Genomic DNA, 24822 nt, shown 5'->3' on the forward strand with positions numbered 1-24822 from the left:
TAAAAAACCCTATTAAAAAAATAGGGCTCTTTTATAAATTCTTGGGAAAGAAATTAATTGCGGCGAATTTCTTCCGAAGTTTTCTCAGCAGTATTGGTTACAGCATCTCCAGCTTTAGATACGTCTTTACCAACACCTTTTACTGTATTACAACCTGTCAGTACGAAAGCAACCATAAGTGATGCAGCTAAAATTTTTTTCATTGAATGTAATCTCCATTATGAAAGAATAATTTTTAGAAGACTAAATTATTCTGTTGTGAGATTTAGATTAAAAAATAGCCGTATCAAACAGTAGGTGGTTTTTACGGTGGTTGAGTAAATAAATGTAAATTTCTACTAAATGGTGCATTGAGTCTTAAATTGTTTGCGGCAAAACCAAGCGTGGCTGTCTATACATATAATAGCTTTCATCACTGTCTTTTTTATATAAACCATCTGTCCACCAATGTGCGGTTGCACTCGTCGGTTGCTGCTGCACGCAGATCCATTCATGTCGTTGTAGGCGATAATAGCCTTGACTCGTAGATGGAATGACATGTCCCCATTGACCTATTCTACGCGCAGGATTGACCCAGTTTGGCAATGCGTTGGTACGCTGAATAGGTAAATATAATTGGCCCTTTAAAACGCAATAGCGCTGTTGAATCTGCTGCCCAAGTGCTTCATCAAATTGGAATTGTTTTTGGGTAAAATGATTAAGCTTACGAGCCAAAGTATCACTACGATTTAAGCCATACCAATAGGGTAATTGAAAATCGCGCTCGGCTAGATAATATTTTAAAGCCACTTCCCAATGTTCAACTTTACCACTTTCGGTATTTTTTAAAACAAAATCCAGTTCACCAACTGTACGAGGGCCGTCAATTTTTTGAATGCTATGTCCGAGTAACTGGTATGGATGGTATGGGTGATCGAGCAGCCAAAACCATATAAACATTTCGAAACGTAAACCAAGGCGAGTACTTTTTAATTTTTGTAAAAATTCTACTAATTCACTTGGGTGTTGTTCGAGTTGTTTTAAACGGGAAAGATAGGCTTCAAAATATTTATGCCAAAGCTCGTTTGGATGAAAATGAAAGGGATAGCGGATTTCGAGTTCATTGGGAATTTGCTGCAGAATATTTGGGCTAGCAATACAGAAAGCCAATTGGCGAACTAAGGGCTGTTTAAATTGCAACCATGGCTCAAAATAAGACGACATTGTCGGGGCTACAGCCATATTGAAACCTTTTGAATAATGCAGAATAACAACGGATATTTGTTAAAAACATCTTATACTACCTGAATTGAAAGTTCAGGGTAGCGGTATGAAGACGTTGTTTTGGCGAAGCTTAGTGGTTGTCTTTGTCATTTTAGGCTTTATAGGGGCTTTATTGCCGGGAATGCCCACGACAGTCTTCTTAATATTAGCGGCATGGGCGGCTTCAAAAGGTTGGCCTCAAATGGATGCGTGGTTGTTGAATCATCCTAAATATGGGCCAACCTTGCGTGCTTGGCGCGAAAATGGCACCGTCCCCCGCAAAGCAAAATGGTTCGCATCAATCATGATGTTGGTGAGTGGTCTGATTATGCTTTTTACTTCTGCACCGATTGCCGTCAAGATATTCACTGACTTAACCATGTTGATCGTTGGCATTTGGTTATGGACACGACCTGAGCCAAATCAGATGCGGACTATTGAACAATCGAAGCAGACACAACCAGTAGATAAAGATAAGCAGAAAGAGCAAGAGCATGTCTGAATATACCCAAGATCAAGCTGATATCCTGATTAACTTGAAAGATCAAACCTTAACTTTGCCGAAGCTGAATAAGTTTTACCTCATTTCATCGGGTAAAAATGGCATTGGTGAGCAGGAAAATAGTGGTAAGACGCCACGAGGCTGGCATCAAGTGGCTGAAAAGTTTGGTGGACAACAACCTCAAAATGCTGTTTTTAAAGCACGTCAGTGGACCGGAGAGGTTTACGACGAGCAACTTGCCGCATTACATCCTGAGCGGGATTGGATTTTATCTCGAATATTGTGGCTCAGTGGTTTGGAACCCGGCTTTAATGTGGGTGAGGGCTGTGATACTTATCAGCGTTATATTTATATTCATGGCACACCAGATACTGAACCAATGGGTATACCTATGTCACATGGTTGTATTCGCATGCGAAACAGCGATGTTGTAGAACTTTATCAATTGATTCCATTAAATGCGCTGGTTTACATCACTGAACATTGAACACGTCGTTAAAAGCACAAGCCATGAAAACCGAAGTTCATGGCATCAAAACAAAGATTTGAAAAATTAAAGTGAGTTTGAAAGGCGTTTTTTTGTCAGGACTTTTGTCAGGACTAATGCTCGCAAACCAACAGAAAGTCGTGTTTGAATGTATTTTGTACACTAGGGTGTTTTAGAATGCAGTGTGTGTGGTGAATTAATCGTCGGTTCGCTGAATGATTAGTTATGAGTCCACGCGAAAAACTGTTTTTATGTGAATGATGCAGAATATAAGTCATATTTTTAGTAATAAATTTACAGGTTTATAGCTAAAAAATGTTCAAAAATACTGATTTTTCCGCAATATAACTTATTTTTTAATCACTCAAACAGAAAAAGTGGAAAAGAGTTAGAAAAGCGTTTGACAGACCGTGAGGATTCTCTATAATGCACCTCATCAAACGATGAACATGTTTTGAAAAGGGCGCTTAGCTCAGTTGGTAGAGCGTCTGCCTTACAAGCAGAATGTCGGCGGTTCGATCCCGTCAGCGCCCACCAAACCTTTTCAGCGTTAAGATATTTAGAGTGCAGCGGTAGTTCAGTTGGTTAGAATACCGGCCTGTCACGCCGGGGGTCGCGGGTTCGAGTCCCGTCCGCTGCGCCACTTTAAATCTTAATTCGTTTGAACCACAATAGCGACATTGTGTAAGTGCAGCGGTAGTTCAGTTGGTTAGAATACCGGCCTGTCACGCCGGGGGTCGCGGGTTCGAGTCCCGTCCGCTGCGCCATTTACATGATAGACCTTTTGAGGGCGCTTAGCTCAGTTGGTAGAGCGTCTGCCTTACAAGCAGAATGTCGGCGGTTCGATCCCGTCAGCGCCCACCATATTTTTTGCGATGCAGCGGTAGTTCAGTTGGTTAGAATACCGGCCTGTCACGCCGGGGGTCGCGGGTTCGAGTCCCGTCCGCTGCGCCATTTCAAAGAATATAATTGTTGTACCCTTTAAGGGCGCTTAGCTCAGTTGGTAGAGCGTCTGCCTTACAAGCAGAATGTCGGCGGTTCGATCCCGTCAGCGCCCACCATATCTTTATGATATTGGTTGTGTTTCGAAAGAAACTACGTGATGCAGCGGTAGTTCAGTTGGTTAGAATACCGGCCTGTCACGCCGGGGGTCGCGGGTTCGAGTCCCGTCCGCTGCGCCATTTATCTTAAAAATCTCTGTTCAAGAGAATGCCTTTAGAAAAAATCTTCGATTTTTCTCTTGCGCTCAGACAAAGCTTCGCTTTGTTACTCTTCGCTCAGGGCGCTTAGCTCAGTTGGTAGAGCGTCTGCCTTACAAGCAGAATGTCGGCGGTTCGATCCCGTCAGCGCCCACCATATTCTTCTATAGAAACTTCTTTCTCCAAAAGCTTGCCTAAATTTTCTGATTTACATAGAATCCGCTCTATAATAATTTTAATATTGTATGTGATCTATGAGAAATCCATATCAGCGCAAGGCAGCGTCTAAAACTCAAACTACAAATTACAATCCTCAAGAAACCTATAAGCAATTTATTGAAAATATGGTCGCTCAAGGTGGCGTGATTGCGTTATATCAAGATGGTTGGGCACTTTGTGCGACACCTACAGGTCAACGTTCCTTCGCCATTTGGCAAAATCGTGGCTTAGCGCGTTTATTAATTAAAGACAATTGGTCCAATTATGAAATTCAGGAAATTTCATTAAAAGACTTTATCGAAAAAGTCATTCCGTTTTTACGTAGCGAGAGCACTACAGTATCTTTAGATTTGACCCCAGAAGGGCAAAATATTTTGGTTGCACCTGAAAAGATGCTGTTAGATATTAAAAATTATTTATATCAAGTCTACCAGCAGCGCCCAGAAATTTTTGAAAACCTTAAAATTCCTTTGCCACGTAGCATTCGTTTAAATTAATGGTTTATTTACAACATAAAAAAGCCCTTGTTTACTGATTAAACAAGGGCTTTTTTTAATATTCGTTAAGTACAAAACCGCTCAAAAAGGCAAAATATTCACGTAGCCAAGAGTTGTAGCGGATGTACAGCGGTGTAGGCGCTGCAATGGTATACACCTGTGTATAGCCTAGCTTTTGTGCAATTGCTTTTGCACGTGGGAGATGAAAATCACTACTGGCAATCGCAATGGGGGCATCAAGCGAAATCTGATGTCGTTTTAAAATCATTTTACTGTTGATCAGGTTGAGTTCTGTACTGGTACTTTTACTTTCTTCATATATGCCTGCCGCTGAAATGTCATAGTGTTGAAGTAAATAGCGTTTCATGACGGAAGATTCGGTCATTTTTTCATTAAAGCCTAAACCACCGGTCATGATCACAATAGTATTGGGTTGTTGCAAGGCATACGGTGCTGCGGCATCGAGACGCGCCTTTAAGGTCGGAGAGGGTTGACCATTTTCAATACCACTACCCAAAACGATGATGGCTTGGACGGAAGTAAATGGCTTGGATTGCTGGCTATTGAAGTGTAAATACGCAAAAAACAGTAAAAGGCTCAATAGCCAAAGCCAAAACAACCACCATGTAGCACGCCAGAGCCTTTTGAGTTTAGGGTATTGATCTAAAATATTGTGGATTTGGGTTGAAAATAGTCCGGATAAAATAAAAATACACCCAATGACTAAGGGTAAAAGGATGCCTAAATGAATTTTATCTAATGTAAGTAACCAAATGGCATCTACGCAGAGCAGCAAGCCTACACAAAGCAGTAGTATTCTTTTCATGCAAAAAATTAAAGCAGTATTCGTATTTGGCCTAAGTATAGCGTGAAAAAAACCAGACACGAGGTCTGGTTTTTAGTTGGGACTATTTATGAGTAAACATCTTATTAGTAAACATCACGACGGTAACGCCCAGCTTGACGCAGTTCAGCAACAACATCTTCACCTAGTATATCAATCAATGCGTGGTCAACGTCCGTTGCCATACCATTGATACTACCACAGACGTAAATCACGGCACCTTGTTCTACCCATGATTTTAATAAGGCCGCTTGATCACGTAGCTCATGATGCACATAGCGTTTCTCCGTTTGATCACGAGAGAAGGTGAGGTCTATGCGTTGAACTAAACCGGTGTTTTGCCATGCTTCAATGACGTCTTGATAAAAGAAATCATGTGCGCGTTGGCGCTCACCAAAAATCAGCCAGTTTTGCGTATAGTCTTGACGAACTCGTGTATGTAACAGGCTGAGTAAACCAGCAATACCTGTACCGTTACCAATACAAATCACAGGACGATTATCTGCAATCAGGTGGAATGATTCATTGGTGCGAATACGCAGTTGTAGTGTGCTATTGATCGCAGCATGTTGTGTTAACCACCCTGAGCCTAAGCCGAGCTCACCATCCGCATTGGATTGCTGACGCACCACTAAGCGTAATACTTGCTGACTTGGAATACTGGCAATCGAGTATTCACGAGTTGGAAGCGGTGGAAGCTGTTCAAGCAAATGATCAAGGTTGGCAAATGGTTCAACATCCGTATTTAGGTTACGATCCCATAATGCATCTTCAATACGTTGCTGAGTAGAATCAACCACTTGCTGACTTTGTATTTGGTACTTTTGCATGAAGTTTGCAATACGTTCAGCACTATTACCTGGTTGAATCTCTGCAATATCACCCGCTTGCCAATTGGCTTCATGTTGCGGTTTTAACTCAATATTAAATGCAGGTGCACCTAAACTGTTCGGGTTGAGTAAATCACGTTTGGTCAATGTCCATGCATCAAAAGTTTTTTCAATTTGCATGTGCTGAAGTTCAAGTTTAGTCGCTTTGGCTAAAGCGCTATTCCATGCTTGAATGGCTTGGGTGTCGCCATTATTGACTTCAATCGTGTTAAACAGGGGCTTCGCAGCATTACTCTGCATCCAACGATGAATCGCATGACCAAAGCTACAGAAAGTATCCGGATATTCTTCTGAACCTAAAGCTAATACGGCAAACTGAACATGACTCAAATCGAGGCCTTGTGCCATCAGTTTACGTTCAAAGCTTGAAGCAAGGTCAGGTGCTTCCCCAGTGCCATAGGTACTTGCAACAAATAAAACCTGAGCGGCTTGCGTTAAGTCATCTGCTGAAAGTTGCTGAACAGCTTTCACTGTGACAGGCTGACGAGCCTCTTGTAAGCTTGTTGCTGTACGCCATGCCAATTGTTCAGACTGACCTGTTTGTGATGCATAGCAAATTAACCAAGGCTGTGCATTTGGGTCGATGGTAACTGGTGCTAAGCTTTGACGGGCTTGCTGTGTCAGTTTTTTCTGTTTACGACGTTTGAGATAGAGCATCCATCCTGTGACAAAGAACAGCGGCATCATGAGGGATGCAATAACCACAAAGAACTGATAAATCGGTCCGAAGAAACTACCGCGATGTACAGGCAACATGCTGGTCATGATTTTTTCATTTAGCTTTTTATCTTCGTATAACTCGATATCGGTAAGAGCATCCGTTTTGTAGTTATAAGTCGCTTTGTTGCGCGCACGCTCATGTTGAGGGACGGCATCCACAAAGTTAATTTCTAATTCACCATTGGCTTTTTTCGGAATATTAAAAGTGACACTTGAGTATTCACGACCAATATTTTGATTAAAGCCATTCCAACTTTGCGTAAGGGCAATATTCACTTGTTCTGGTTTTAGACCACGTTTTTCTCCGTGACCTTCAGCACCATGTTTATTTTCTTGAGCGCCGTGTTCAGAGGGACTCGACGTTGCAGGATTTCTTTCAGAACGTGCTTGGTGTTCGCCATGAGTTTGTTTTGCCTCAGTGGCTTGTTTTTCACCACCTTGCTTTGCACCCGCTTGTTCAGCAGGTTGTCCATTCGGTTTTGGACCTTCTTGTAACTGGGGCTGTGGACGTTCAACGCCCATGACTTTAAACATGCCATTACGCCACCAATCATAAGACCAGTACAGACCTGTACATGCCAAAATGAGATAAAAAACAATCACCCATGTGCCGATGACTGCATGTAAATCCCATAGGAAATTACGTCCTTTGAGTTTCGGTTTTACTGCAAGCCATTGTTTTACAGAATGTCTTTTTGGCCAACGCAGATACAAACCACTCAATACAAAATAAATCAGCATCAGTGTACATGCGCCGGTAATTTGTTTACCTACAGGGCCAACAGTTAAATTACGGTGTAGTTGCTGTACAAACTGGAAGAATTTTTGACCTTTGATTTCAGGTAAAACTTCGGCTGTATAGGGGTTAACCATCATGTTATAGCCACGACGAGCACCTTCTTTGACAATATTCACGGTACTTGAGGCGGTAGCATCTGAGGCAATAGAGATGCTGTTAATTTTCATGTCAGGATCAGACTGACTAAAGTGCTGATAAAGCTCAGCAGGGGTTAGTTTGGGCTGCTGTTGAGCCTGAACCACATAGCTGTCCTGATTGATTGCTTTAAGTATTTGCTGTTCATAGGAATAAATGGCACCTGTAACCCCCATGAGCGAGAGTATTAAGCCGGCACTAATCCCCAAGAACCAGTGAATCTGGAAAAGGGTTTTCTTAAACATGATGGATTTAATATTGATAAAAGGTTGCTGAATTGCGACGAATTATAAACGATGATGTAGTAGAGAATGTGGAAAAAGTAAGTAATATTCATTCTCATTATTGTAATTATCAATGATCATTTGAAAATTAAACAGATAAAAAAACCTCCAAAAAACGGAGGTTTTTTATACACAAATGTCTGTTTGGCTTAAATAGCTTTAGCAGGGCCTACAGTTTCATTTAAGTGCTTACGAATGGTTGAAAATGGAAACTTCTTACTATCCATACGTTTAGGCAAGATGTATGCACCGTCTTGACCCTTCACTTTAAAGTTTAAAAGGATGAAGTCTTTGGTGTCATACCATTCATGAATGTCTTTCCAACCGACAGTCATCGTACCCATGTTTGCGCCCATACGTTGCTGCATAGAGATCCCATGCGGCTGAACACCCATACGAATGCCTTTAATTTCTTGTACAGGGACTTCGTTCAGTTTGCGTTTCGCATACCACTCGATACCGAATTTACGCACAAGGAAGTAAATCACAACACAGACAATAGCTACCCAGCAAAATACTGTTGAATAGTTCTTAATAAAGATGAGGCCCAAGAGTGCCAGTGCAAGAATTGCACCCATAATTAGCCATGCTTTTTTGCCAATTTTGAAGTTACTGCGAGACAGAACAAGTTGAGCATAACGTTGTTCTTCTTCAGAAATTTCATAAGCCACTGGCTCTAGCGTGTAGGCATATAAATTTTTTGCGGTCATAGTGAAAGTAACAGATTTAAAACTGTAAAAAGTTTAGCATTATTTATACCAATTCAGTGAGTATATTGTTCCAAAATCATCCAAATTATAGCGAAGCCAGTTCAGTCGATGCCTGATCATGCTCATGACTTAGATTTTGTTTCAATTGGCTAAATTGGTTCAACACGTTAAACATTAAGGATAGCTGTTGTAACACAATTAAGGATTTTTGATCTTCCTCACTATTTTGTGACAATCGCTGACGGATTTCTTGCAACATATTTTGCGCAGATAAGTCTGGAACTTCGTCACGCAGCAATGCACCTTGAATGTCATCCGTGGCTTTATCCAGTAAATTTAAGACCTGTTGGTCTTGAATTTTTTCACGATGCGCACCTAAGGCCGCGATATAACTAATAAAGGTGTGATTGAGACACAAAAACTCAAAGGCCAAAGCTTTTTGAGTCGGATCGGTATCGGGTTCGGTGGCTAAGGTGGAAATCAGTGATGCTACTTCTGCATCGGTATTATGGGCTGCACGTCGTACAACACGATAATTCAAGCCGTTATTACGACCAGATTTGTATTGTTCAACCACTTCGGCCAAATAATCACACTGCGCTTGAATCGAACGGCTGATGGTTCGAGGCAGGCGACGGAATTTCCAATCTGGGAAAATGAAACTCACACCAAACCATGCCAAGGCACAACCAATCAGTGTATCAATCATACGCGGCATTGCTGCGGCAAAACCCATTCCATCTAAGTTAAAGTTAATCAGCGCCAAAATGGTAATAAACGCAGTGGCTTGTGCATATTGCTTACTACGTAGTTCAAAAAACAATACGCCACTTAAAATGAGTAGCAATAACTGACCTTCGACAGAAGGGACAAAGTATAAAATTGCATAACCTAAAATAATCCCGACCAAGGTGCCAATGATACGTAAATAGAGGCGGCGCTTGGTGGCGTTAAAGTTCGGCTGGCTGACAAACAGGGCAGTCAATAAAATCCAATAGCCATAACTGATATTGGTCACTTGGACAAAAATATAACCAATAAATAACACGGTCGATAAACGCACAGCATGACGGAACAGCACCGATTCAGGGCTCAAATGTTGTTTGAATCGAATGACGATGTCGTCCCAACCTTTTAAATCATCATCTTTTAAACGATTTTCAATCAGGGCTTGTCGGTCAATATAACGCTCGGTTTCGACATTACGTAATTGCGCATCGATGCCTTTTAGGTTTTGGTATAAAGCAAATAAAGAGTTGATCCAGACCTCATCGTATTTTTGCTCTTCACGCAGCTTTTCGAGTGACAGTTTTAGATTATGAAATGCATGCTTAAAACGTTGATTATGATGATAGGGTTTTCGCTGTAAGATGCTGATACTTAAATCTTTACAGGCTTTGCCTTGAATCGAAAGCACACGTTGAAAGCGAAATAAAATATCACTATGTTCAAAAATACGGGTCAATTTTTGATAATCAATATGCGCGGAATCGGCACGTTCATGAATGTCTTGCGCGACAAAATAATATTGTAGGCTACGACGTGTATCTTTTTGTCCACGGTCGCCTTTTAAACGCGTTAATAAGGCCGTTTTCATATCGTTGAAAATGCCAATTAATTTGCCATTTTCGAGCGACAGCTCAATCAAACTTTGCTGGTAACTTTCCGGTGTCATATCGACATCAAACAAGTTAGATTTTGCAAATAAGAAGTCACCTAGAGACGAATAGCTTTGGGCCAATTTGTCCTGAACTTGACGCACAGGAAACAGCAGAAAGCTCAAAGTCGAAAGCAGTCCGTACCACATCGCACCGATGACCAATAAACCTGCTTGTGTATACCAATTTTCAAAAAGTTCAACCCCAAGCATGGAATACACGGAGATCACCAAACAGCCATAAGAAATGGTGGCGTAGCGACGACCCAATGAACCCAAAAGAATCCAACCGATACAAGACACAATCAGGCCCAATGCAAATAAGATCGGATGCGGGAACAACAGATAAATGGATACCGCAGTAACAAAGAACCCAATATAAGTATAAATTTGATTGAGCACGCGGACTGAAAAGCGGTCATCGATATCACTTAGACCAGCGGCAACCACACCCAAGGTGAGGGGAATGGTCATCAATTGCTGATCTAAAAAATATGGGACAAAGGCTGTTCCTGCGAAGGCAATGACCATGCGCAAGTTATACATAAAGGTCGTGTTATAGGTTGCTTGTTTCAGTCGTGCGAGCCAGGCGTTCAAAATTTTTCCTTTGCTAAAGCGATGGGGCAGTAAGCAATGTGTATCGTGTGAATTTTCACATTGAAGCCAAGAAATAATACTATGTGCAGTGTAAACTTGTCTGCAAAACTTGCTTGCGATAAATGAATTATTCTTATGAAAAGCGTCGAATCACAAAAGGAATTTTCTCAACGCTGGATCGTCTTATTGGCGTTACTGACTGCTTTGGGGCCACTTTCAATCGATATGTATTTGCCTGCTTTGCCTCAAATGGCTGACGATTTTGGTGTCACGACACAACAAGTGGCCAATAGTCTTCCTGCGTATTTCTTGGGTTTGGCGATTGGGCAGTTAATTTATGGGCCAGTCAGCGACCGTATTGGGCGTAAAACACCGCTATATTTCGGTTTGGTTTTATATATTTGTGCCAGTTTTCTGTGTGTCTTTGCCAATAGTGAATGGAGCTTGATCGCAGCTCGCGTTCTGCAAGCCTTGGGTGGTTGTGTCGGTGTGGTGATTGCCCGTGCGGCAATTCGTGATCGCTTAAGTATGCAAGCTTCTGCTCAAGCCTTTGCCAGTATGATGATCGTGACAACAATTGCACCAATCATTGCACCTACTTTAGGCGCATGGGTTTTGCAGGTGTTTGAATGGCAATACATATTTGCGGTATTGGTACTTGTCGGTATTTTTTGTCTTTTCTGCGTACATTTTTTCTTTCAAGAAACCCTGCCTGTTGAGCGACGCTTAAAATTAAGTTTGAAACAAGTCTTAGGTTTATATGGTGCAATTTTACAGGACGAAACTTTCCGTAAACCGATGCTCACAGGCTGTTTCTCTGGCGCGATTTTATTTTGTTATATCAGTGGCTCATCTGCCATTTTGATGGATGGTTATGGTCTGAGCCAACAGCAATTTGCTTATGTATTTGGGGCGAATGCTTTAGGGATTATGGTGTTTTCAACCCTCAATAAGAAACTTGCAAATCGACTGGATGTTCGCCATCGTTTGCAATTGGGTAATGCACTTCAATTGTGTGGTGTGCTGATCTTATTGGCGGCAGGATTATTTCATCTTTCCTCTATCTTTGTTGTAATGTTTGGCATGTTCTTATGTGTTGCTTCAATCGGCTTCACTGGGCCAAATGCCATGGCATTGGCGATGTCTGAACAAGGCTCACGAGCTGGCACAGCCAGTGCAATCATGGGAAGTATGCAATTTGCGTGTGGTCTATTGGCCGGAGTGTTTTTGAACTTTTTAGTATGGTCAGCGCTGATCAATATGGCCCTGATTATGTTGCTATTTGTGGTTGTTGCAATGTTCACCATGCGTAGTTTAAAAGCTTCAGCCATGGGTTGAACTAAATGCAGGTGATGACTATAGCTGGTTTGACTTAAACGTCAGTCATCAATGTCCATATATTTTTGATGAAATATGTGTGTCATTCATTATAAATGTTCCTCATCCATAACTTTAGAAGAGGGCGCTATTTTCCCATTGTGAGGTCAGTTTCTATTTTCTAGAAACTTATATCTAAGCAATCATCCACTTGAAAATAATTAATGAAACTACGCATCATTGTTGTCCTAATCTAATGAAATAGAATAATTGTTAAATAAGTATTATTTGCATTAAATACATTACATTATGCTGGATAAATACATTGTGAATGTCTCTATCGGTAATATGTCGGATTTTATAGTTTTTATTTCATACCTACAGGGTATGGATTTTTACCTTTAAGGTATGAATATTGAGATTTTTTGCCATCTGAATCGGCTAAGTCCGAATTTTAACTAAATATTTCAGTCTATTTTCAGTAATGGATTCAGCGTTTTTGCTTTTTGCTTTCAAGTATTTCGTTATTGGGGGCTACAAGTTAAGGTTCTAATGCGACTAAAGCACGGATAGGCAGCATGAAATTTGTCCGCTCAAATAGCTGAATAACAAAGCACCCGGATTTAGGGTATACAACAATGACAGGACAATAGAGAGCTTAGGATGAAAACTCAAACTGTATTCCACCCAATGAAAACCCTTGTTGTTGCAATGAGTTTGGCAACGGTCTCAATGGCTCATGCAGGCAGCAATACTTCTGAAATTGAACAATTACGTGCTGAAGTCGCAGAACTAAAAAGTTTGATTAAAGCGCAGCAGCAAGTTCAACAACAGCAACAAACAGAGATTCAGCAAGTTAAAGCGCGTCCTGTTGCACCACCACCGCCACCAGCTTCTCCAGCTGCAAGCTTGAAATCTAAAACTGGTGCAGATGTAAGTCTTTATGGTTTTGTTCGTGGTGATGCAAACTACATCATTGAAGGTGCTGATGATGACTTCAACAAAATTGCGTCTACAGATGGAAATACAAAAGATAAATTACGTGCGACAGCAAAAACCACACGTTTTGGTTTAGATTTTACAGCACCGGTCGGTGGTGATGATAAAGTGGGCGGTAAAATCGAGGTCGATTTCAATGGAAGTGGCGAAACTATTCGTCTACGTCATGGTTATTTAACCTTTAACAACTGGTTATTTGGTCAAACGACATCAAACTTCTTGTCTAGTCATGCGCCAGAAATGATTGACTTTAATACAAACGTCGGTGGTGGTACTACACGTACTCCTCAAGTTCGTTACAACTACAAGTTAGCTCCAGATACTCAATTATTCGTTTCTGCAGAAGAAGGGGATAGTAAAGGGACTGTTGCTACAGATCCGACTTACCGCATTCCAAATTTAACTGCAAAATTGACTCAAGGTTTTGCGGCAGGTAAAGGTAACGCGTCAGCTCGTGCATTGGTTGAAAACTACAAATCTAAGGCAGCAGATGACACAGAAACAGCTTGGGGTGTAGCAGCGGGTGCATCTTATGCAGTCACTGATCAATTGAAATTGAATGGTGATGTTTCTTATACAGAAGGTAATAGTAACTATTTATATGGTTCTAACTCGGCTTACTCTGTAGTCGATGGCAACATCGAGCAAAATAAATTCACTGCTGTACAAGTGGGTGCAACCTATAAGTTTAATGAAAAACTACGTTCAACTTTAGCTTATGGCGCGCTATTTGCGGATGATGGCAGCGCGTATGCGAAAGATGCATCTAACTCAAATGCGAATGAAGAAGCACAGCAAGCTTGGATTAACTTTATTTATGCACCTGTAAAACCAGTTGAACTTGGCTTGGAATATGTAAACGGTAAACGCAAAAACTTTGCGGGTGAATCTTATAACGATGACCGCGTTGGTTTAATGGCTAAATATAGCTTCTAAGCTCAACGACCGATTCTAATCGCACAAAAAAAGCCTGACTCAGTTCAGGCTTTTTTTGTTTAAACAGGGAATGTAACAAAGCAGATGAACAAATATGTCTGAGCAATTAAAGTCACCGAATAGCCTAGTCATGATGTCGTTGAACCACGTACAGTATATGGATTACGCTTAAATCTTTAATATTTTATATAGATTAAAAATGCGAATGTATTTAAATAAAAACAATTAGATATAACTTTAAATTATAGGAAAATTAACTTTTTGTAATAAAAAATACTGAAATTTTATTGTTCAGGCTGCATAATGTGCGACTTTTCAGAAATAGTGCGAAACAGTACAGACATGCACAATGTTCTGTCATTGAATTTGCTTCATTTGAGGCTGTTTCTCAATTTAAAACTTTTAGCGATTTGTTAGTCATTTTGAGTTAATTTTTAAAGCTCAGACTTACTTATTTGAATCAGATGATGAATATTTTTCAAACTCTTTAGCTTGAGTCGTTGAATTGCATTATTGATTTGAAATTACAAAATGTAGTTGTATTTCAGACCATAAAGGCAGCTAATGCTGATAGAAGAGCTTTAAAAATATTCAAATAATTTTGGACAAATTATATGGAATTTAGTTTTAACGCGTTTTATACCTTAATCGCAGCGGTAATTGTGCTTTTGTTGGGACGATTTCTTGTTAATCGTATTGGATTTTTAGGTCGATACAACATTCCAGAGCCTGTTGCCGGTGGTTTAGTTGCCGCAATTATTTCTTTGGTGGTGCACAGTCTTTGGGGCTATAGCATTACAACGAGTAGTGAATTACAAACGAGTTTCATGCTGATTTTCTTCGCTTCTATTGGCTTAAGTGCAAACTTTGCCAAATTAAAAGAGGGAGGAATCGGCTTGGTCATCTTTATAGTCGCTGTTGCTTCATTCATCATGGTGCAGAACCTCGTAGGTATCAGTCTTGCGACGGTGCTAGGTATTGACCCTCTGATTGGCTTGATTGCAGGTTCTATTACCCTTACTGGTGGTCATGGTACTGCAGGCGCATGGGGTGAAATTTTAGAAGTTCAACATGGCATTCAAGGTGCATTAGCCTTAGGTATGGCAAGTGCGACATTTGGTTTGATTATTGGCGGCATTATCGGTGGTCCACTGGCTAAGCTATTAATTAACCGCTATCAACTTGCAACGCCACGTACTCATGAACAAATTGAAAAAAGTGATAACACTCCTTTAGCAGATATTAATTCAACAGAATATGTGCCGTTTGAATATCCGCATCGAGTTCGTCTCATTACAGCAGATAATGCGATTACCACATTAGGTTTATTTGCAGGGTGTTTAGCATTTGCGGACTTCATGACCGATTTTAGTAAAGGTACTGTATTTGAATTACCGACATTTGTTTGGGCACTGGCTGGTGGTGTAATTTTACGAAATGTACTGGAAGGTATTTTCCGTGTACAAATTTTCGACCGCGCTATCGATGTATTTGGTAATGCATCTCTATCTTTGTATTTGGCGATGGCATTGTTGTCATTAAAGTTATGGCAATTGTCTGATCTCGCTGGCCCACTTGTAGTCATTTTGGGTGCACAAACGCTGACGATGGCTTTGTATGCTGCTTTTGTTACTTTCCGTGTCATGGGTAAAAACTACGATGCTGCTGTTTTATCAGCAGGTCACTGTGGTTTTGGTATGGGTGCAACCCCGACGGCTGTGGCAAATATGCAAGCGATTACAAATATGTATGGCCCTTCACATAAGGCATTCTTAATTGTGCCGCTATGTGGTGCATTCTTTGTTGACTTAATTAATGCGACGGTTATTCAATTAATTCTCAAATTTTTCGCTTAATTCTACAAAGGCTCTAATTTAGAGCCTTTGTTTTTGTATTCGCATTTTAGGTATTGATTATGGATGAACAATTAAATGCAACTCTCATGGGCTGGGTCAAAGTTTTTAATGATCCGCTTTGGGATTTCTTAGTCGTATTCTTAGTGGCGGTTGGTATTTTCTATACCTTAATCACTGGCGCAGTTCAGATTCGTCTATTTTTTCATAGTATTAAAGTGATGAAATCTAGCCGTAAAGAAGGCGATGATGAACATGGGATTACACCATTCCAAGCCTTTGTGACGGGACTGGCCAGTCGTGTCGGCGTAGGTAATGTCGCAGGTGTTGCAATTGCGATTGCAATTGGTGGGCCAGGTGCAGTGTTTTGGATGTGGTTTACCGCATTTTTAGGCATGAGTTCAGCATTTGTGGAATCTTCACTTGCACAGCTCTTCAAAGTGCGTGATACGCAAAATCAGCAATTTCGTGGTGGTCCAGCGTACTACATCACGCAAGGCTTGAAGCAAAAGTGGTTGGGTGTGGTTTTTGCCATCGCGCTGATTTCAACTTACGGTTTTGTCTTTAATGCGGTGCAAGCCAATGCGATTACAGGTGCGACCTCACATGCGTGGGGCTGGGATAAAGCCAATATCATTTTAGACTTAGGTGGTTTCGGTTTTGAAATCTCTTGGGTGGGCTTGTTCTTGGTGTTCATTACTGCGCTGATTATTTTTGGCGGGATTAAACGAATCGCCAAAGTTGCAGAAAGATTTGTACCCTTTATGGCGTTGCTTTATCTCGCAGTTGCTTTCTATGTTGCATTTGCTAACTTTGCGATGCTCCCAGATATTTTCCAGTTAATATTCAGCAAAGCCTTTGAATTTGATGCTGCGGCAGGTGGTTTTTTCGGTGCCATGGTTTCTATGGCAATGATGCAAGGGATTAAACGTGGTTTATTCTCCAATGAAGCCGGTATGGGTTCTGCACCCAATGCTGCGGCAGCATCAGACGTTAAACACCCCGTCAATCAAGGCTTAGTTCAAATGCTCGGTGTATTTGTCGACACATTTGTGGTGTGTACCTGTACGGCGATCATTATTTTGGCATCTGGCTTGTATGAAAATGCAGGCTTTGAAGGCGTTGCTTTGACGCAAATGGCGCTTGAAAGCCAGATTGGCGCATGGGGAGATGACTTCCTTGCCATAATCTTGTTCTTATTCGCTTATTCTTCAGTAATCGGTAACTATGCTTATGCTGAAGGTAATGTGCAGTTTATCAATAACAATCCTAAGGTCATGTTTGTATTCCGCGTATTCGTCCTCATGATGGTGTACTTTGGTTCAATCATGAGTGTGCCACTGATTTGGAACTTAGCGGATCTCTTCATGGGCGTAATGGCGAGTATTAACCTCTTTGCGATTTTATTGCTGACGCCATTCTTATTGATGCTGATGAAAGACTACACCTCACAGTTAAAACGTGGTGTAAAAGAGCCAGTATTTAAAATGGATGAACATCCAAAATATAAGGATCGCGTTAATTCCGATATTTGGTAAAGTCAAAAATTAACTTTAAAAAGCTCCGTTATCGGGGCTTTTTTTGCTAGACAATGTTTTGGATCTTGATGTGGAAATTCTGCTAGACACTGAAATTTTGACAGCCAATGACTTTCTAGGTTGTATGTCAATATAATGTGCATCGGTCAGAGGCATTAACGAATAATAACAGTGACGTGAATGTGGACTGATTAGACTACTTTTTCTCTTCAAATCTCGAGTTGCATTTGGAATATCTCTCAATGAAAAGCATAACTGTTTTGATGACTGCATTCGCAATCAGCCTTGTAGGTTGTCAAAGTGTGGGCTCAAAAAAGGTCAGCGCTGAAACAACATCACAAATTCGAACTTATACAGCAGCACCTGCTCAAGTGGCGAATAACCGCATTGACTTTAAAAAAGTGAAAAAGCAGGAAAAGCGTCCGATTGTTGCTTTGGTTTTAGGGAGTGGTGGGGCACGTGGTTATGCGCACATTGGCGCCATTCAGATACTTGAACAGCAGGGAATACACCCTGATTTTATTGTCGGAACCAGTGCGGGCAGTATTGTGGGTTCAATCTATGCATCAGGTAAAAGTGCCAATGAGTTAAGAGATATCGCTTTGAATATGAAAGCCAATGATGTTCGAGAAATACGTTTGGACAAAAAAGGCTTTTTTGACGGTAAAAAAGTTGAAGATTATATCAATGAGCAAGTTGATGACGTGCCTTTAGAGTTGCTAAAAACCCCAATGTATGTTGTGGCAACCGAGTTAAAGGATGGCAAAAAAGTCGTGTTCAACTATGGCAATACGGGACAGGCCGTTCGTGCTTCGGTGTCGATTCCGAGCATGTTTATTCCAACGATTATTGAAGACACAGAATATGTCGATGGTGGCTTGGTCAGCCCTGTTCCTGTGGACGTTGCACGCGATTTAGGGGCGGATATTATTATTGCGGTGGATATTTTGGCACGACCGATTCATACCGAAACGTCGAATGTTTGGGGCTTGTTTAACCAAAATATCAATATTATGCAAAATCGTTTAGCTCAAGAAGAGCTCAAGCGAGCAGACATTGTGATTCAACCTGATTTACGTGAAAAAGCACATATATTTGATGTGAAAGGGCGTGAAGCGACGATGCTTGCAGGTGAAGAGGCGACCTTAGAAAAACTTGGAGAGATTTCTCGGGTTTATGCTGAACATCAATACAGCAAGGGGCATCATATTCCTTATTTAGCAGCCAAAGATTAGGCAGGTACGATCAGCAAATTGATATGCATCCTGTTCACCTCTCAGGGTGCATTTTTATTTCAGCAAAGCATTTTAATTTTTGCTCTCAGCTTTTCCCATGCTCAATAGTATCCAGTAATCATTAATATATTGGATGTTGATTGGTTTTAGGTCTTAATCACAAGATTTGCCAAATATAAAAATCGTAATAATAAGAAAATATACAGTTAATTATTTGAAATTAATTAAGAAAATCATATTAATTGGTTTTACGTAGATTTTAAGAGTATATACCTATATTAGCGTTTTTATTCATGTGCTTACGTTTACCAATACTGTTGAAGTGTTTAGAATATCATCAGGTTATTAATACTTAAAACCAATAAATATTTTAAAGGTGGCTGTAGATGAAAACGCTTGATGTGGGGCAAAAAGTAAAGCTTGCGATGATGGAAGATAGCGTATTTATTGTCACTCATGTACATGTCGATAATTCTTATACGCTAGAAAGCACTAATGATGGTGAACAAAAAACCAGCTATGATAACGTCTCTTTCGAGATGTTAAAAGTCTTAGAAGATTAAGTTTAATGCAGTGCTGTGTTGAATCGATGGAGCAACGCGTTTTAATGAATATGTTTTAAATATAAAACACAGCGTAGCTTTGCTTAAAAAAACTGATAGTAAGCGCGATAACTACTTGTTTATCGGGTGTATATCGTTATCGATATATATTTTACTGAATGATGGTATGATCACTATAAATAATAATGATGGTTTTTTTGCCGATTTGAACATTTAATTTTGATTAAAATCTATATAATAATCACATTAATCATTGTTATATCACGAGTCTAGAGAAACAAGATGTCCCCATTAGATCAAATTGCGAATGCACTAGACGACCAGTCAGAATTATCGATGTCAGTTTTAATGACTCCTGACATGGCGAATTTTTCGGGTAATGTGCATGGTGGAACGATTCTAAAATTGTTAGACCAAGTCGCGTATGCTTGTGCAAGTCGCTATTCTGGTAGCTACGTGGTGACACTATCAGTCGATAAAGTGAATTTTAAAGAACCAATTCACGTGGGTGAGTTAGTGACTTTCCTTGCAAGTGTGAACCATGTTGGTCGTACTTCAATGGAAATTGGTATTCGTGTTGAAGCGCAGAACATTCAAAAGCGTACAGTGCGTCATACCAATAGTTGCTATTTCACAATGGTCGCTGTTGATGATCAAGGTAAACCAAAACAAATTCCGGCATTAAATCTAGATAATGACTGGAAACGTTGTCGCTTCGAAGCTGCGGAACATCGTAAAGTGGCGCGTTTACAGGAAAATCATCATCCTTCTTGCAGTATTTATAAAAAGTCGACACAAAGCTAATCGCTTTGGTGGCTGAATATTTGAAAAGATCGCTTAAGCGATCTTTTTTTATGCTGAAATTCGTCTGGAGAGTGCAGTAGGGATTTGAATTCCGAGTGTGCGACTAAAGTTTTTTTCTTCAAAGCTTAGTTAAAGATAGTCATTCAGTCCAATACCGTTTAATATAAAACGATACGTAGCGTTTCGTTTTTTGAATTATGAGTGAAACTGAAAAAACTTCTCGGCGTAAGCAATGTATCTTACAAGCGGTCACAGATGCTTTGGCGGAAAGTGATTATCGAAGCATGACCATTGAAGATATTGCCGCTCGCGCAGGCGTTGGAAAATCGACGATTTACCGTTGGTGGAAGCATAAGTCCGATCTGGTTTTCGATGCTTTTAAAGCGCACACCGCCTCGGTGTTTGAACTCGATTTATCACAAAGTTTAGAGTTCAATCTAAATCAACAATTGCTCAAATTATCACGGGCTTTAAATCAGCACGTGGGTCGAGCATTGCTAGTGGTTTTGGCAGAGCATCGTGAAGCAGCAGGTGAGTTTTTTAAACAGTATTTGTTACCTCGACGTGAAGCGACACGTGAGCTGATCCAATTGGCCATTCAACGAGGCGAAATTCGCGCGGATTATCCTTTCGAACTCATGTTGGATATGTTGTATGGCCCGATTCATTATCAGATCATTTTCTTTAACACTCAGCCAGATGAAGACTATATCAAGCGACTGGTGCAGTTGGCGCTAAACCCGATTTTTACGCAGTCCCAAGCCACGCGTAGCAGCGAGGCAATGACCTCATGACTACTCAACATCAGGCATCGTTATGGAACAAGTCTTTTGTTTTTTGTCTGTGTAATAACTTGTTTTTATTTAGCTATTACTTTGCACTGCTGACCATATTACCCATTTATATTATGAAAGAATTGGGTGGTTCGATTCAGCAAGCGGGTATGGCTTTAACGCTGTTTTTGGTGTCATCCATTGCGATTCGTCCCTTTTCCGGCATGATCATTGAGCGTTTTGGTAAAGCCAATTCTGTACGTATTTCAGGCTTTATCTTTGTCGTTTTTGCGCTGAGTTATTTGTGGATTGACAGCATGTGGTCGTTGTTGGTCATTCGTTTTTTACATGGTTTTTGGTTCAGTATATTAACCACGGTCAATGTTCCCATCGTAAATGATTACATCCCAGATCATCGAAAGGGCGAAGGCATGGGCTACTTTGTCATGTCGACCAACTTAGGCGTGGTGATCGGGCCATTTTTAGCGCTGAGTATGATTCAATTCAGCAGTTTTAGTACCTTATTTGCAGTATTAGCCTTCTTGGTTGCAGTGGGCTATATTTTTACGTGGTTAGTTCAAATACAAGAATACGTACAGCATAAATCAAGTGATCAAGCGAGCCAATCCGCAGCCATCCAATGGTGTGATGTGATTGAAACACGAGTACTTGCCATCAGTTTTGTGGCACTACTAACTGCGTTTGCATATTCAAGTGTGATGAGTTTTATCACCGCTTATGCAGAGTTGAAGCATTTACTCGCTTATACCAGTATCTTTTTTATTGTCTTTGCTGTGTCGATGTTGATCGTCCGTCCTTGGGTTGGCAAAGTTTATGATCGCAAAGGCCCGAGTGCAGTCATCTATCCATCCTTTATTTGCTTTGCCATTGGTTTGGTGATTGTGAGTTTTCTCACGAATCAATGGGTGCTTTGGATATCGGCCGTTTTTATGGGCATCGGCTACGGTTCAGTGTTCCCATGCCTGCAAACGGTCGCGATTCAAACGGTAGAAAAAGCCCGAATGGGACATGCGATATCCACCTTTTTTGCCTTGTTTGATATTGGCCTTGCTGTCGGTTCGGTCATTATGGGTGTGCTGATTGCATACTTTGGATTTCAGGCAACCTATTTATTTTGTGCGGTGATGGTGCTGTTCACTTTGTGGATGTATCGTTTATTCGTGGCAAACCAATTTAAACGCAGTGCTTTAGGAGCTGAATAATGGAATTACGACATCTACGATATTTTGTTGCGGTTGCCGAAGAGCTAAATTTTACCAAGGCTGCGCAGCGAATGTGTACTGTGCAACCTTCTTTAAGTCAGCAAATTAAAGACTTAGAACAGGAAGTTGGGGTGCAATTATTGATGCGAACCAACCGAAAAGTTGAGTTGACTGCAGAAGGTCAGGCCTTTTTAAAAGAAGCGCGTTTGAGTTTAGAACATGCTGAAAAAGCCATGATAGATGCGCGTCAAATTGCGCAGCTCAGTAAAGAACAACTGAATATCGGCTTTGTTCCTGTGGCTGAAATGAAAGTCTTTCCATATATCATGCCAAATATTCGTGCTCAGTTTCCTGAGTTAAAAATTCATTTTCATAGCTTAATGGATGTCGATCAGATCAGTGCAGTACGTAAAGGGGAGATTGATATTGCCTTTACTCGTTATGTCGAAGAAAGCCCTGATATAGAATCTGTTCAGATTTTTACTGAGCCTTTGGCGTTGATTGTACCGAAAAATTCGCCTGTTGCAGAACAGCGGCACATTAGCATTAAAAACATGAATAATCAGGATTTTATTATTAGCGATGAACACTCATCACCTGAGCTATACCGAATTATTCAAGATTTCTTTAAGCAAAATAAACTGAATGTGAACTTGGTACAGCACTCGACCAATATTTTGTTAAATGTCAATTTGGTCGGTATGGGCGTGGGATGGAGTTTGGTGCCGTCTTATGTCATTCCATTGCTCGGTGATAAAATATTGGTTAAAAGTACAGTTGAACCCTTGCCGACCATTGGTCTGTATGCGAGCTATCGAAAAGATCGTAAAAATGATGCGATCGAGTTGATTTTAAAAGTATTAAAAGAGCAGTTCTATATGGGCTTTTTCTAAGCCTTTAAATATTGCCCTAAGATTTAAATGAAAAAATCCCGAATTAAGCGCTTCGGGATTTTTTTATTTATCGTATTTTTAATCAAAGACTCAATGATACATAGCCTTTGTCACTCTGATTTATTTAAACCATTTTTGTAAATAGGGTTTCATCACGCGGTAGGCAATCAAACCGATGAGTATAATCAGATAGAGTGGCCAAATCGTAATGAGAACAACCAACAGGCTCAACACAAATTGCCACCCTTTTTGTATACCGTACCATGCTCTTTGCCAGAAACTATCGCCATTTAATTGCGCTACAGCATCAAGGTTAATATCGATATGTTCACGGACAGTGGCAGGTTGAGTAAATCCAATCACAATCGTGCTATAGCGGACACGATCTTGAACTTCTAAGCGAGTCAGGCGTGAGATTTCATTGATTTGTGCTGCTGCAACATGGTCGGGCACGACCTGTGTTTGCGACATTTTTTCTTCGAGTAGTTTTAGCTCATAGCGTTTTGCTGAATATTGCTGACGGTTCAAAAAATGCATTAGTGGCAACAGTTGATTGACGAAATGTGCAGCTTTTTCACTTGGCACACGAATGATCATTTCCGCTTGCGGATTTACTTTTTCAAAGATTTTAATTTTGCCGTCAGCAATCGGGTAGGATTGACTCTCTTGCACCACAAAGTCGATATTTTTCTGTTCAATAAAGCCGCCTAAACTTAGCGTCAGTTTTTCAATTTCTAAGGCCGTTTTAACGACATCTTTCGACTCAAAACTGACATTGGCTTCTCGTACCATTTTACGAGAGGCTTCGGCTGGGTTGACCTGCTCATTTAAAATAGTTTCAGGTTTCTGTGTTGTTGCAGGCGTGGTAGACGGCTCATTGGATGTGATTTCCGCTGCTTGATCTTGCTGTGTACTGACTTGAGCAGGTTGTGCATCTGCGCTGGCTTCAGTTGCCATTTCTTCGGTTTTCTTGGAACAGCCTGAAATTAAAATCACCGTTAACATGGCAATTAAATATTTATTTTTCATAGATGTAGAGCTCAATTGTTGGATTATCAGAAAGTCGGAGTAAATACTTTTTGCTTTAAATATAGATTCAAATTTAGCGTAATTATTAGTCGGGCGTATTGTATCGGAAAGTGTTTAAAGCAGGGATGAACGCAACATAATTCTACATAGAGCCGCGTATAGTCATAGATAGAACAACAAGGAAGAAAATAAGGATATCTACAATGAACCCAACAATGAAACTCTACAGCAATCCACGCTCACGCAGTAATACCATTCTGCCTTTATTGAAAGAATTAAATATTTATTGAAAGAATTAAATATCGAGTCAGAAGTTGAGATTATTGAAGTGCCATATGAAGAGATGTATCAAGCGGCATATCTCAAGATAAATCCCATGGGCAAAGTTCCCTGCTTGGTCGATGGCACTGTCGTGATTAGTGAGACCGCTGCCATCTTTAGTTATTTAGCCGATAAATTCAGTGACAAAGGTTTAGCACCCGCATTGGATGATCCAAAACGGGGTGAATATTTGAAATGGATGTTTTTTTGTCATGGTCCGCTGACTGAATATATGGACATGAAAAATGTCGGCATTAGTACTGAGTTGATGGATGAAAAACGTGGCAGTTTGAGTTTTGGTAATGAAAAAATACTTTTAGATTTTATTAAAACAGGGCTTGCGCAGGCACAGCCATATCTGTTGGGGGATAAAATTAGCGCAGCAGATTTGTATTTAGCTTATTGGATGGTGTATGCAATTTCATTCAAAATATTGCCATATTTAGATGAATTTAAAACTTTTATTCAGCAGATTCAGCAACGTGAATCGGTAAAAGATGTGCATTGGTTTCAGTCGGTTTAACTTGGATGCTTATTTGATTGTTGGCTGAACGTG

20 protein-coding genes, 8 tRNA genes and 1 pseudogene are annotated in these 24822 nt (G+C 40.5%); 22 read left to right on the top strand and 7 right to left on the bottom strand.

What is annotated here, in order from left to right; all coding sequences use genetic code 11:
* Nucleotides 1–53: 53 nt before the first annotated feature.
* Complete coding sequence (locus FTV04_RS06910) at nucleotides 54–203, bottom strand: entericidin A/B family lipoprotein (RefSeq protein ID WP_078191053.1); 150 nt, start codon at nucleotides 201–203, stop codon at nucleotides 54–56.
* 154 nt (nucleotides 204–357) lie between these two features.
* Complete coding sequence (locus tag FTV04_RS06915) at nucleotides 358–1221, bottom strand: DUF1853 family protein (RefSeq protein ID WP_180089114.1); 864 nt, start codon at nucleotides 1219–1221, stop codon at nucleotides 358–360.
* An 88-nt stretch (nucleotides 1222–1309) separates the two neighbouring features.
* On the opposite strand from FTV04_RS06915, the gene FTV04_RS06920 reads away from it, so the two are divergent.
* From FTV04_RS06920 to FTV04_RS06970, 11 genes are all read left to right on the top strand, one after another.
* Nucleotides 1310–1744, top strand: a complete 435-nt coding sequence (locus tag FTV04_RS06920) for a YbaN family protein (RefSeq protein WP_180089115.1) — start codon at nucleotides 1310–1312, stop codon at nucleotides 1742–1744.
* A complete protein-coding gene (gene elsL / locus FTV04_RS06925) occupies nucleotides 1737–2231 on the top strand; it encodes a cell wall-recycling L,D-carboxypeptidase ElsL (protein WP_180089116.1) in 495 nt (164 codons plus the stop codon). Before FTV04_RS06920 ends, elsL begins: the two co-directional genes overlap by 8 nt.
* Before the next feature lie 461 nt (nucleotides 2232–2692).
* Nucleotides 2693–2768: transfer RNA gene (locus tag FTV04_RS06930), tRNA-Val, on the top strand.
* Between the two features lie 29 nt (nucleotides 2769–2797).
* Nucleotides 2798–2874 (top strand) — tRNA-Asp (locus tag FTV04_RS06935).
* Nucleotides 2875–2921: 47 nt separating this feature from the next.
* Nucleotides 2922–2998: transfer RNA gene (locus tag FTV04_RS06940), tRNA-Asp, on the top strand.
* 21 nt (nucleotides 2999–3019) lie between these two features.
* Nucleotides 3020–3095: transfer RNA gene (locus tag FTV04_RS06945), tRNA-Val, on the top strand.
* A 13-nt stretch (nucleotides 3096–3108) separates the two neighbouring features.
* A tRNA-Asp gene (locus FTV04_RS06950) sits at nucleotides 3109–3185 on the top strand.
* A gap of 31 nt (nucleotides 3186–3216) precedes the next feature.
* Nucleotides 3217–3292 (top strand) — tRNA-Val (locus tag FTV04_RS06955).
* Between the two features lie 43 nt (nucleotides 3293–3335).
* Nucleotides 3336–3412: transfer RNA gene (locus FTV04_RS06960), tRNA-Asp, on the top strand.
* Nucleotides 3413–3511: 99 nt separating this feature from the next.
* A tRNA-Val gene (locus tag FTV04_RS06965) sits at nucleotides 3512–3587 on the top strand.
* A 97-nt stretch (nucleotides 3588–3684) separates the two neighbouring features.
* On the top strand, nucleotides 3685–4146 hold the full coding sequence (locus FTV04_RS06970; RefSeq protein WP_078191441.1) for a DUF2750 domain-containing protein: 462 nt from the start codon (nucleotides 3685–3687) through the stop codon (nucleotides 4144–4146).
* Between the two features lie 55 nt (nucleotides 4147–4201).
* Here FTV04_RS06970 and FTV04_RS06975 read toward each other — a convergent pair whose 3' ends face one another.
* The 4 genes from FTV04_RS06975 to yccS all read right to left on the bottom strand — a co-directional run bounded on the left by FTV04_RS06975 (nucleotide 4202) and on the right by yccS (nucleotide 10782).
* Nucleotides 4202–4972: a YdcF family protein gene (locus tag FTV04_RS06975; protein ID WP_180089117.1), complete on the bottom strand. Its 771-nt coding sequence runs from the start codon at nucleotides 4970–4972 to the stop codon at nucleotides 4202–4204.
* Nucleotides 4973–5076: 104 nt separating this feature from the next.
* The gene (locus FTV04_RS06980; RefSeq protein WP_180089118.1) at nucleotides 5077–7779 is read right to left on the bottom strand and encodes a sulfite reductase flavoprotein subunit alpha; all 2703 of its coding nucleotides are present in this window, start codon (nucleotides 7777–7779) and stop codon (nucleotides 5077–5079) included.
* 188 nt (nucleotides 7780–7967) lie between these two features.
* The gene (locus tag FTV04_RS06985) at nucleotides 7968–8528 is read right to left on the bottom strand and encodes a YcxB family protein (RefSeq protein WP_078191438.1); all 561 of its coding nucleotides are present in this window, start codon (nucleotides 8526–8528) and stop codon (nucleotides 7968–7970) included.
* A gap of 85 nt (nucleotides 8529–8613) precedes the next feature.
* On the bottom strand, nucleotides 8614–10782 hold the full coding sequence (gene yccS, locus FTV04_RS06990; protein ID WP_180089119.1) for a YccS family putative transporter: 2169 nt from the start codon (nucleotides 10780–10782) through the stop codon (nucleotides 8614–8616).
* Nucleotides 10783–10917: 135 nt separating this feature from the next.
* Between yccS and FTV04_RS06995 the strand changes: the two genes are divergently transcribed.
* From FTV04_RS06995 to FTV04_RS07040, 10 genes are all read left to right on the top strand, one after another.
* Nucleotides 10918–12120, top strand: a complete 1203-nt coding sequence (locus FTV04_RS06995; RefSeq protein ID WP_180089120.1) for a multidrug effflux MFS transporter — start codon at nucleotides 10918–10920, stop codon at nucleotides 12118–12120.
* Between the two features lie 642 nt (nucleotides 12121–12762).
* Nucleotides 12763–14034, top strand: coding sequence for a DcaP family trimeric outer membrane transporter (locus FTV04_RS07000; RefSeq protein ID WP_180064924.1), 1272 nt, complete (start codon nucleotides 12763–12765; stop codon nucleotides 14032–14034).
* 614 nt (nucleotides 14035–14648) lie between these two features.
* On the top strand, nucleotides 14649–15890 hold the full coding sequence (gene gltS, locus FTV04_RS07005) for a sodium/glutamate symporter (RefSeq protein WP_168379287.1): 1242 nt from the start codon (nucleotides 14649–14651) through the stop codon (nucleotides 15888–15890).
* A 59-nt stretch (nucleotides 15891–15949) separates the two neighbouring features.
* Nucleotides 15950–17425 carry a sodium:alanine symporter family protein gene (locus tag FTV04_RS07010; protein ID WP_180089121.1) on the top strand — a complete coding sequence of 492 codons (1476 nt, stop codon included), beginning with the start codon at nucleotides 15950–15952 and terminating at the stop codon, nucleotides 17423–17425.
* Between the two features lie 242 nt (nucleotides 17426–17667).
* On the top strand, nucleotides 17668–18660 hold the full coding sequence (locus FTV04_RS07015; protein ID WP_180009823.1) for a patatin-like phospholipase family protein: 993 nt from the start codon (nucleotides 17668–17670) through the stop codon (nucleotides 18658–18660).
* Between the two features lie 386 nt (nucleotides 18661–19046).
* Nucleotides 19047–19223: a hypothetical protein gene (locus tag FTV04_RS07020; RefSeq protein WP_168379284.1), complete on the top strand. Its 177-nt coding sequence runs from the start codon at nucleotides 19047–19049 to the stop codon at nucleotides 19221–19223.
* Between the two features lie 282 nt (nucleotides 19224–19505).
* Nucleotides 19506–20027: an acyl-CoA thioesterase gene (locus FTV04_RS07025; RefSeq protein ID WP_078191431.1), complete on the top strand. Its 522-nt coding sequence runs from the start codon at nucleotides 19506–19508 to the stop codon at nucleotides 20025–20027.
* A gap of 197 nt (nucleotides 20028–20224) precedes the next feature.
* The gene (locus tag FTV04_RS07030; protein WP_180021243.1) at nucleotides 20225–20821 is read left to right on the top strand and encodes a TetR/AcrR family transcriptional regulator; all 597 of its coding nucleotides are present in this window, start codon (nucleotides 20225–20227) and stop codon (nucleotides 20819–20821) included.
* Complete coding sequence (locus FTV04_RS07035; RefSeq protein WP_180089122.1) at nucleotides 20818–22023, top strand: MFS transporter; 1206 nt, start codon at nucleotides 20818–20820, stop codon at nucleotides 22021–22023. Before FTV04_RS07030 ends, FTV04_RS07035 begins: the two co-directional genes overlap by 4 nt.
* Nucleotides 22023–22916, top strand: coding sequence for a LysR substrate-binding domain-containing protein (locus FTV04_RS07040; protein ID WP_078191428.1), 894 nt, complete (start codon nucleotides 22023–22025; stop codon nucleotides 22914–22916). Before FTV04_RS07035 ends, FTV04_RS07040 begins: the two co-directional genes overlap by 1 nt.
* A gap of 120 nt (nucleotides 22917–23036) precedes the next feature.
* Here FTV04_RS07040 and FTV04_RS07045 read toward each other — a convergent pair whose 3' ends face one another.
* On the bottom strand, nucleotides 23037–23945 hold the full coding sequence (locus FTV04_RS07045) for a DUF4349 domain-containing protein (RefSeq protein WP_180089123.1): 909 nt from the start codon (nucleotides 23943–23945) through the stop codon (nucleotides 23037–23039).
* A 215-nt stretch (nucleotides 23946–24160) separates the two neighbouring features.
* On the opposite strand from FTV04_RS07045, the pseudogene FTV04_RS07050 reads away from it, so the two are divergent.
* Nucleotides 24161–24789, top strand: a pseudogene (locus FTV04_RS07050) (glutathione S-transferase family protein).
* The last annotated feature ends 33 nt before the right edge of the window (nucleotides 24790–24822 follow it).

This window comes from Acinetobacter sp. YH12219 (genome assembly GCF_013417875.1).
Classification (GTDB): Bacteria; Pseudomonadota; Gammaproteobacteria; order Pseudomonadales; family Moraxellaceae; genus Acinetobacter; species Acinetobacter amyesii.

What these genes read in the sequence shown, in the direction of transcription:
- FTV04_RS06915 (WP_180089114.1), bottom strand. Translation starts at nt 1,221, where the DNA reads ATGGCTGTAGCCCCGACAATGTCGTCTTATTTTGAGCCATGGTTGCAA.
- FTV04_RS07025 (WP_078191431.1), top strand. Translation starts at nt 19,506, where the DNA reads ATGTCCCCATTAGATCAAATTGCGAATGCACTAGACGACCAGTCAGAA.
- gltS (WP_168379287.1), top strand. Translation starts at nt 14,649, where the DNA reads ATGGAATTTAGTTTTAACGCGTTTTATACCTTAATCGCAGCGGTAATT.
- FTV04_RS06985 (WP_078191438.1), bottom strand. Translation starts at nt 8,528, where the DNA reads ATGACCGCAAAAAATTTATATGCCTACACGCTAGAGCCAGTGGCTTAT.
- FTV04_RS07000 (WP_180064924.1), top strand. Translation starts at nt 12,763, where the DNA reads ATGAAAACTCAAACTGTATTCCACCCAATGAAAACCCTTGTTGTTGCA.
- FTV04_RS07045 (WP_180089123.1), bottom strand. Translation starts at nt 23,945, where the DNA reads ATGAAAAATAAATATTTAATTGCCATGTTAACGGTGATTTTAATTTCA.
- FTV04_RS06980 (WP_180089118.1), bottom strand. Translation starts at nt 7,779, where the DNA reads ATGTTTAAGAAAACCCTTTTCCAGATTCACTGGTTCTTGGGGATTAGT.
- FTV04_RS07020 (WP_168379284.1), top strand. Translation starts at nt 19,047, where the DNA reads ATGAAAACGCTTGATGTGGGGCAAAAAGTAAAGCTTGCGATGATGGAA.
- FTV04_RS07030 (WP_180021243.1), top strand. Translation starts at nt 20,225, where the DNA reads ATGAGTGAAACTGAAAAAACTTCTCGGCGTAAGCAATGTATCTTACAA.
- FTV04_RS07015 (WP_180009823.1), top strand. Translation starts at nt 17,668, where the DNA reads ATGAAAAGCATAACTGTTTTGATGACTGCATTCGCAATCAGCCTTGTA.
- FTV04_RS06975 (WP_180089117.1), bottom strand. Translation starts at nt 4,972, where the DNA reads ATGAAAAGAATACTACTGCTTTGTGTAGGCTTGCTGCTCTGCGTAGAT.
- FTV04_RS06970 (WP_078191441.1), top strand. Translation starts at nt 3,685, where the DNA reads ATGAGAAATCCATATCAGCGCAAGGCAGCGTCTAAAACTCAAACTACA.
- elsL (WP_180089116.1), top strand. Translation starts at nt 1,737, where the DNA reads ATGTCTGAATATACCCAAGATCAAGCTGATATCCTGATTAACTTGAAA.
- FTV04_RS07010 (WP_180089121.1), top strand. Translation starts at nt 15,950, where the DNA reads ATGGATGAACAATTAAATGCAACTCTCATGGGCTGGGTCAAAGTTTTT.
- FTV04_RS06995 (WP_180089120.1), top strand. Translation starts at nt 10,918, where the DNA reads ATGAAAAGCGTCGAATCACAAAAGGAATTTTCTCAACGCTGGATCGTC.
- FTV04_RS07040 (WP_078191428.1), top strand. Translation starts at nt 22,023, where the DNA reads ATGGAATTACGACATCTACGATATTTTGTTGCGGTTGCCGAAGAGCTA.
- FTV04_RS06910 (WP_078191053.1), bottom strand. Translation starts at nt 203, where the DNA reads ATGAAAAAAATTTTAGCTGCATCACTTATGGTTGCTTTCGTACTGACA.
- FTV04_RS06920 (WP_180089115.1), top strand. Translation starts at nt 1,310, where the DNA reads ATGAAGACGTTGTTTTGGCGAAGCTTAGTGGTTGTCTTTGTCATTTTA.
- FTV04_RS07035 (WP_180089122.1), top strand. Translation starts at nt 20,818, where the DNA reads ATGACTACTCAACATCAGGCATCGTTATGGAACAAGTCTTTTGTTTTT.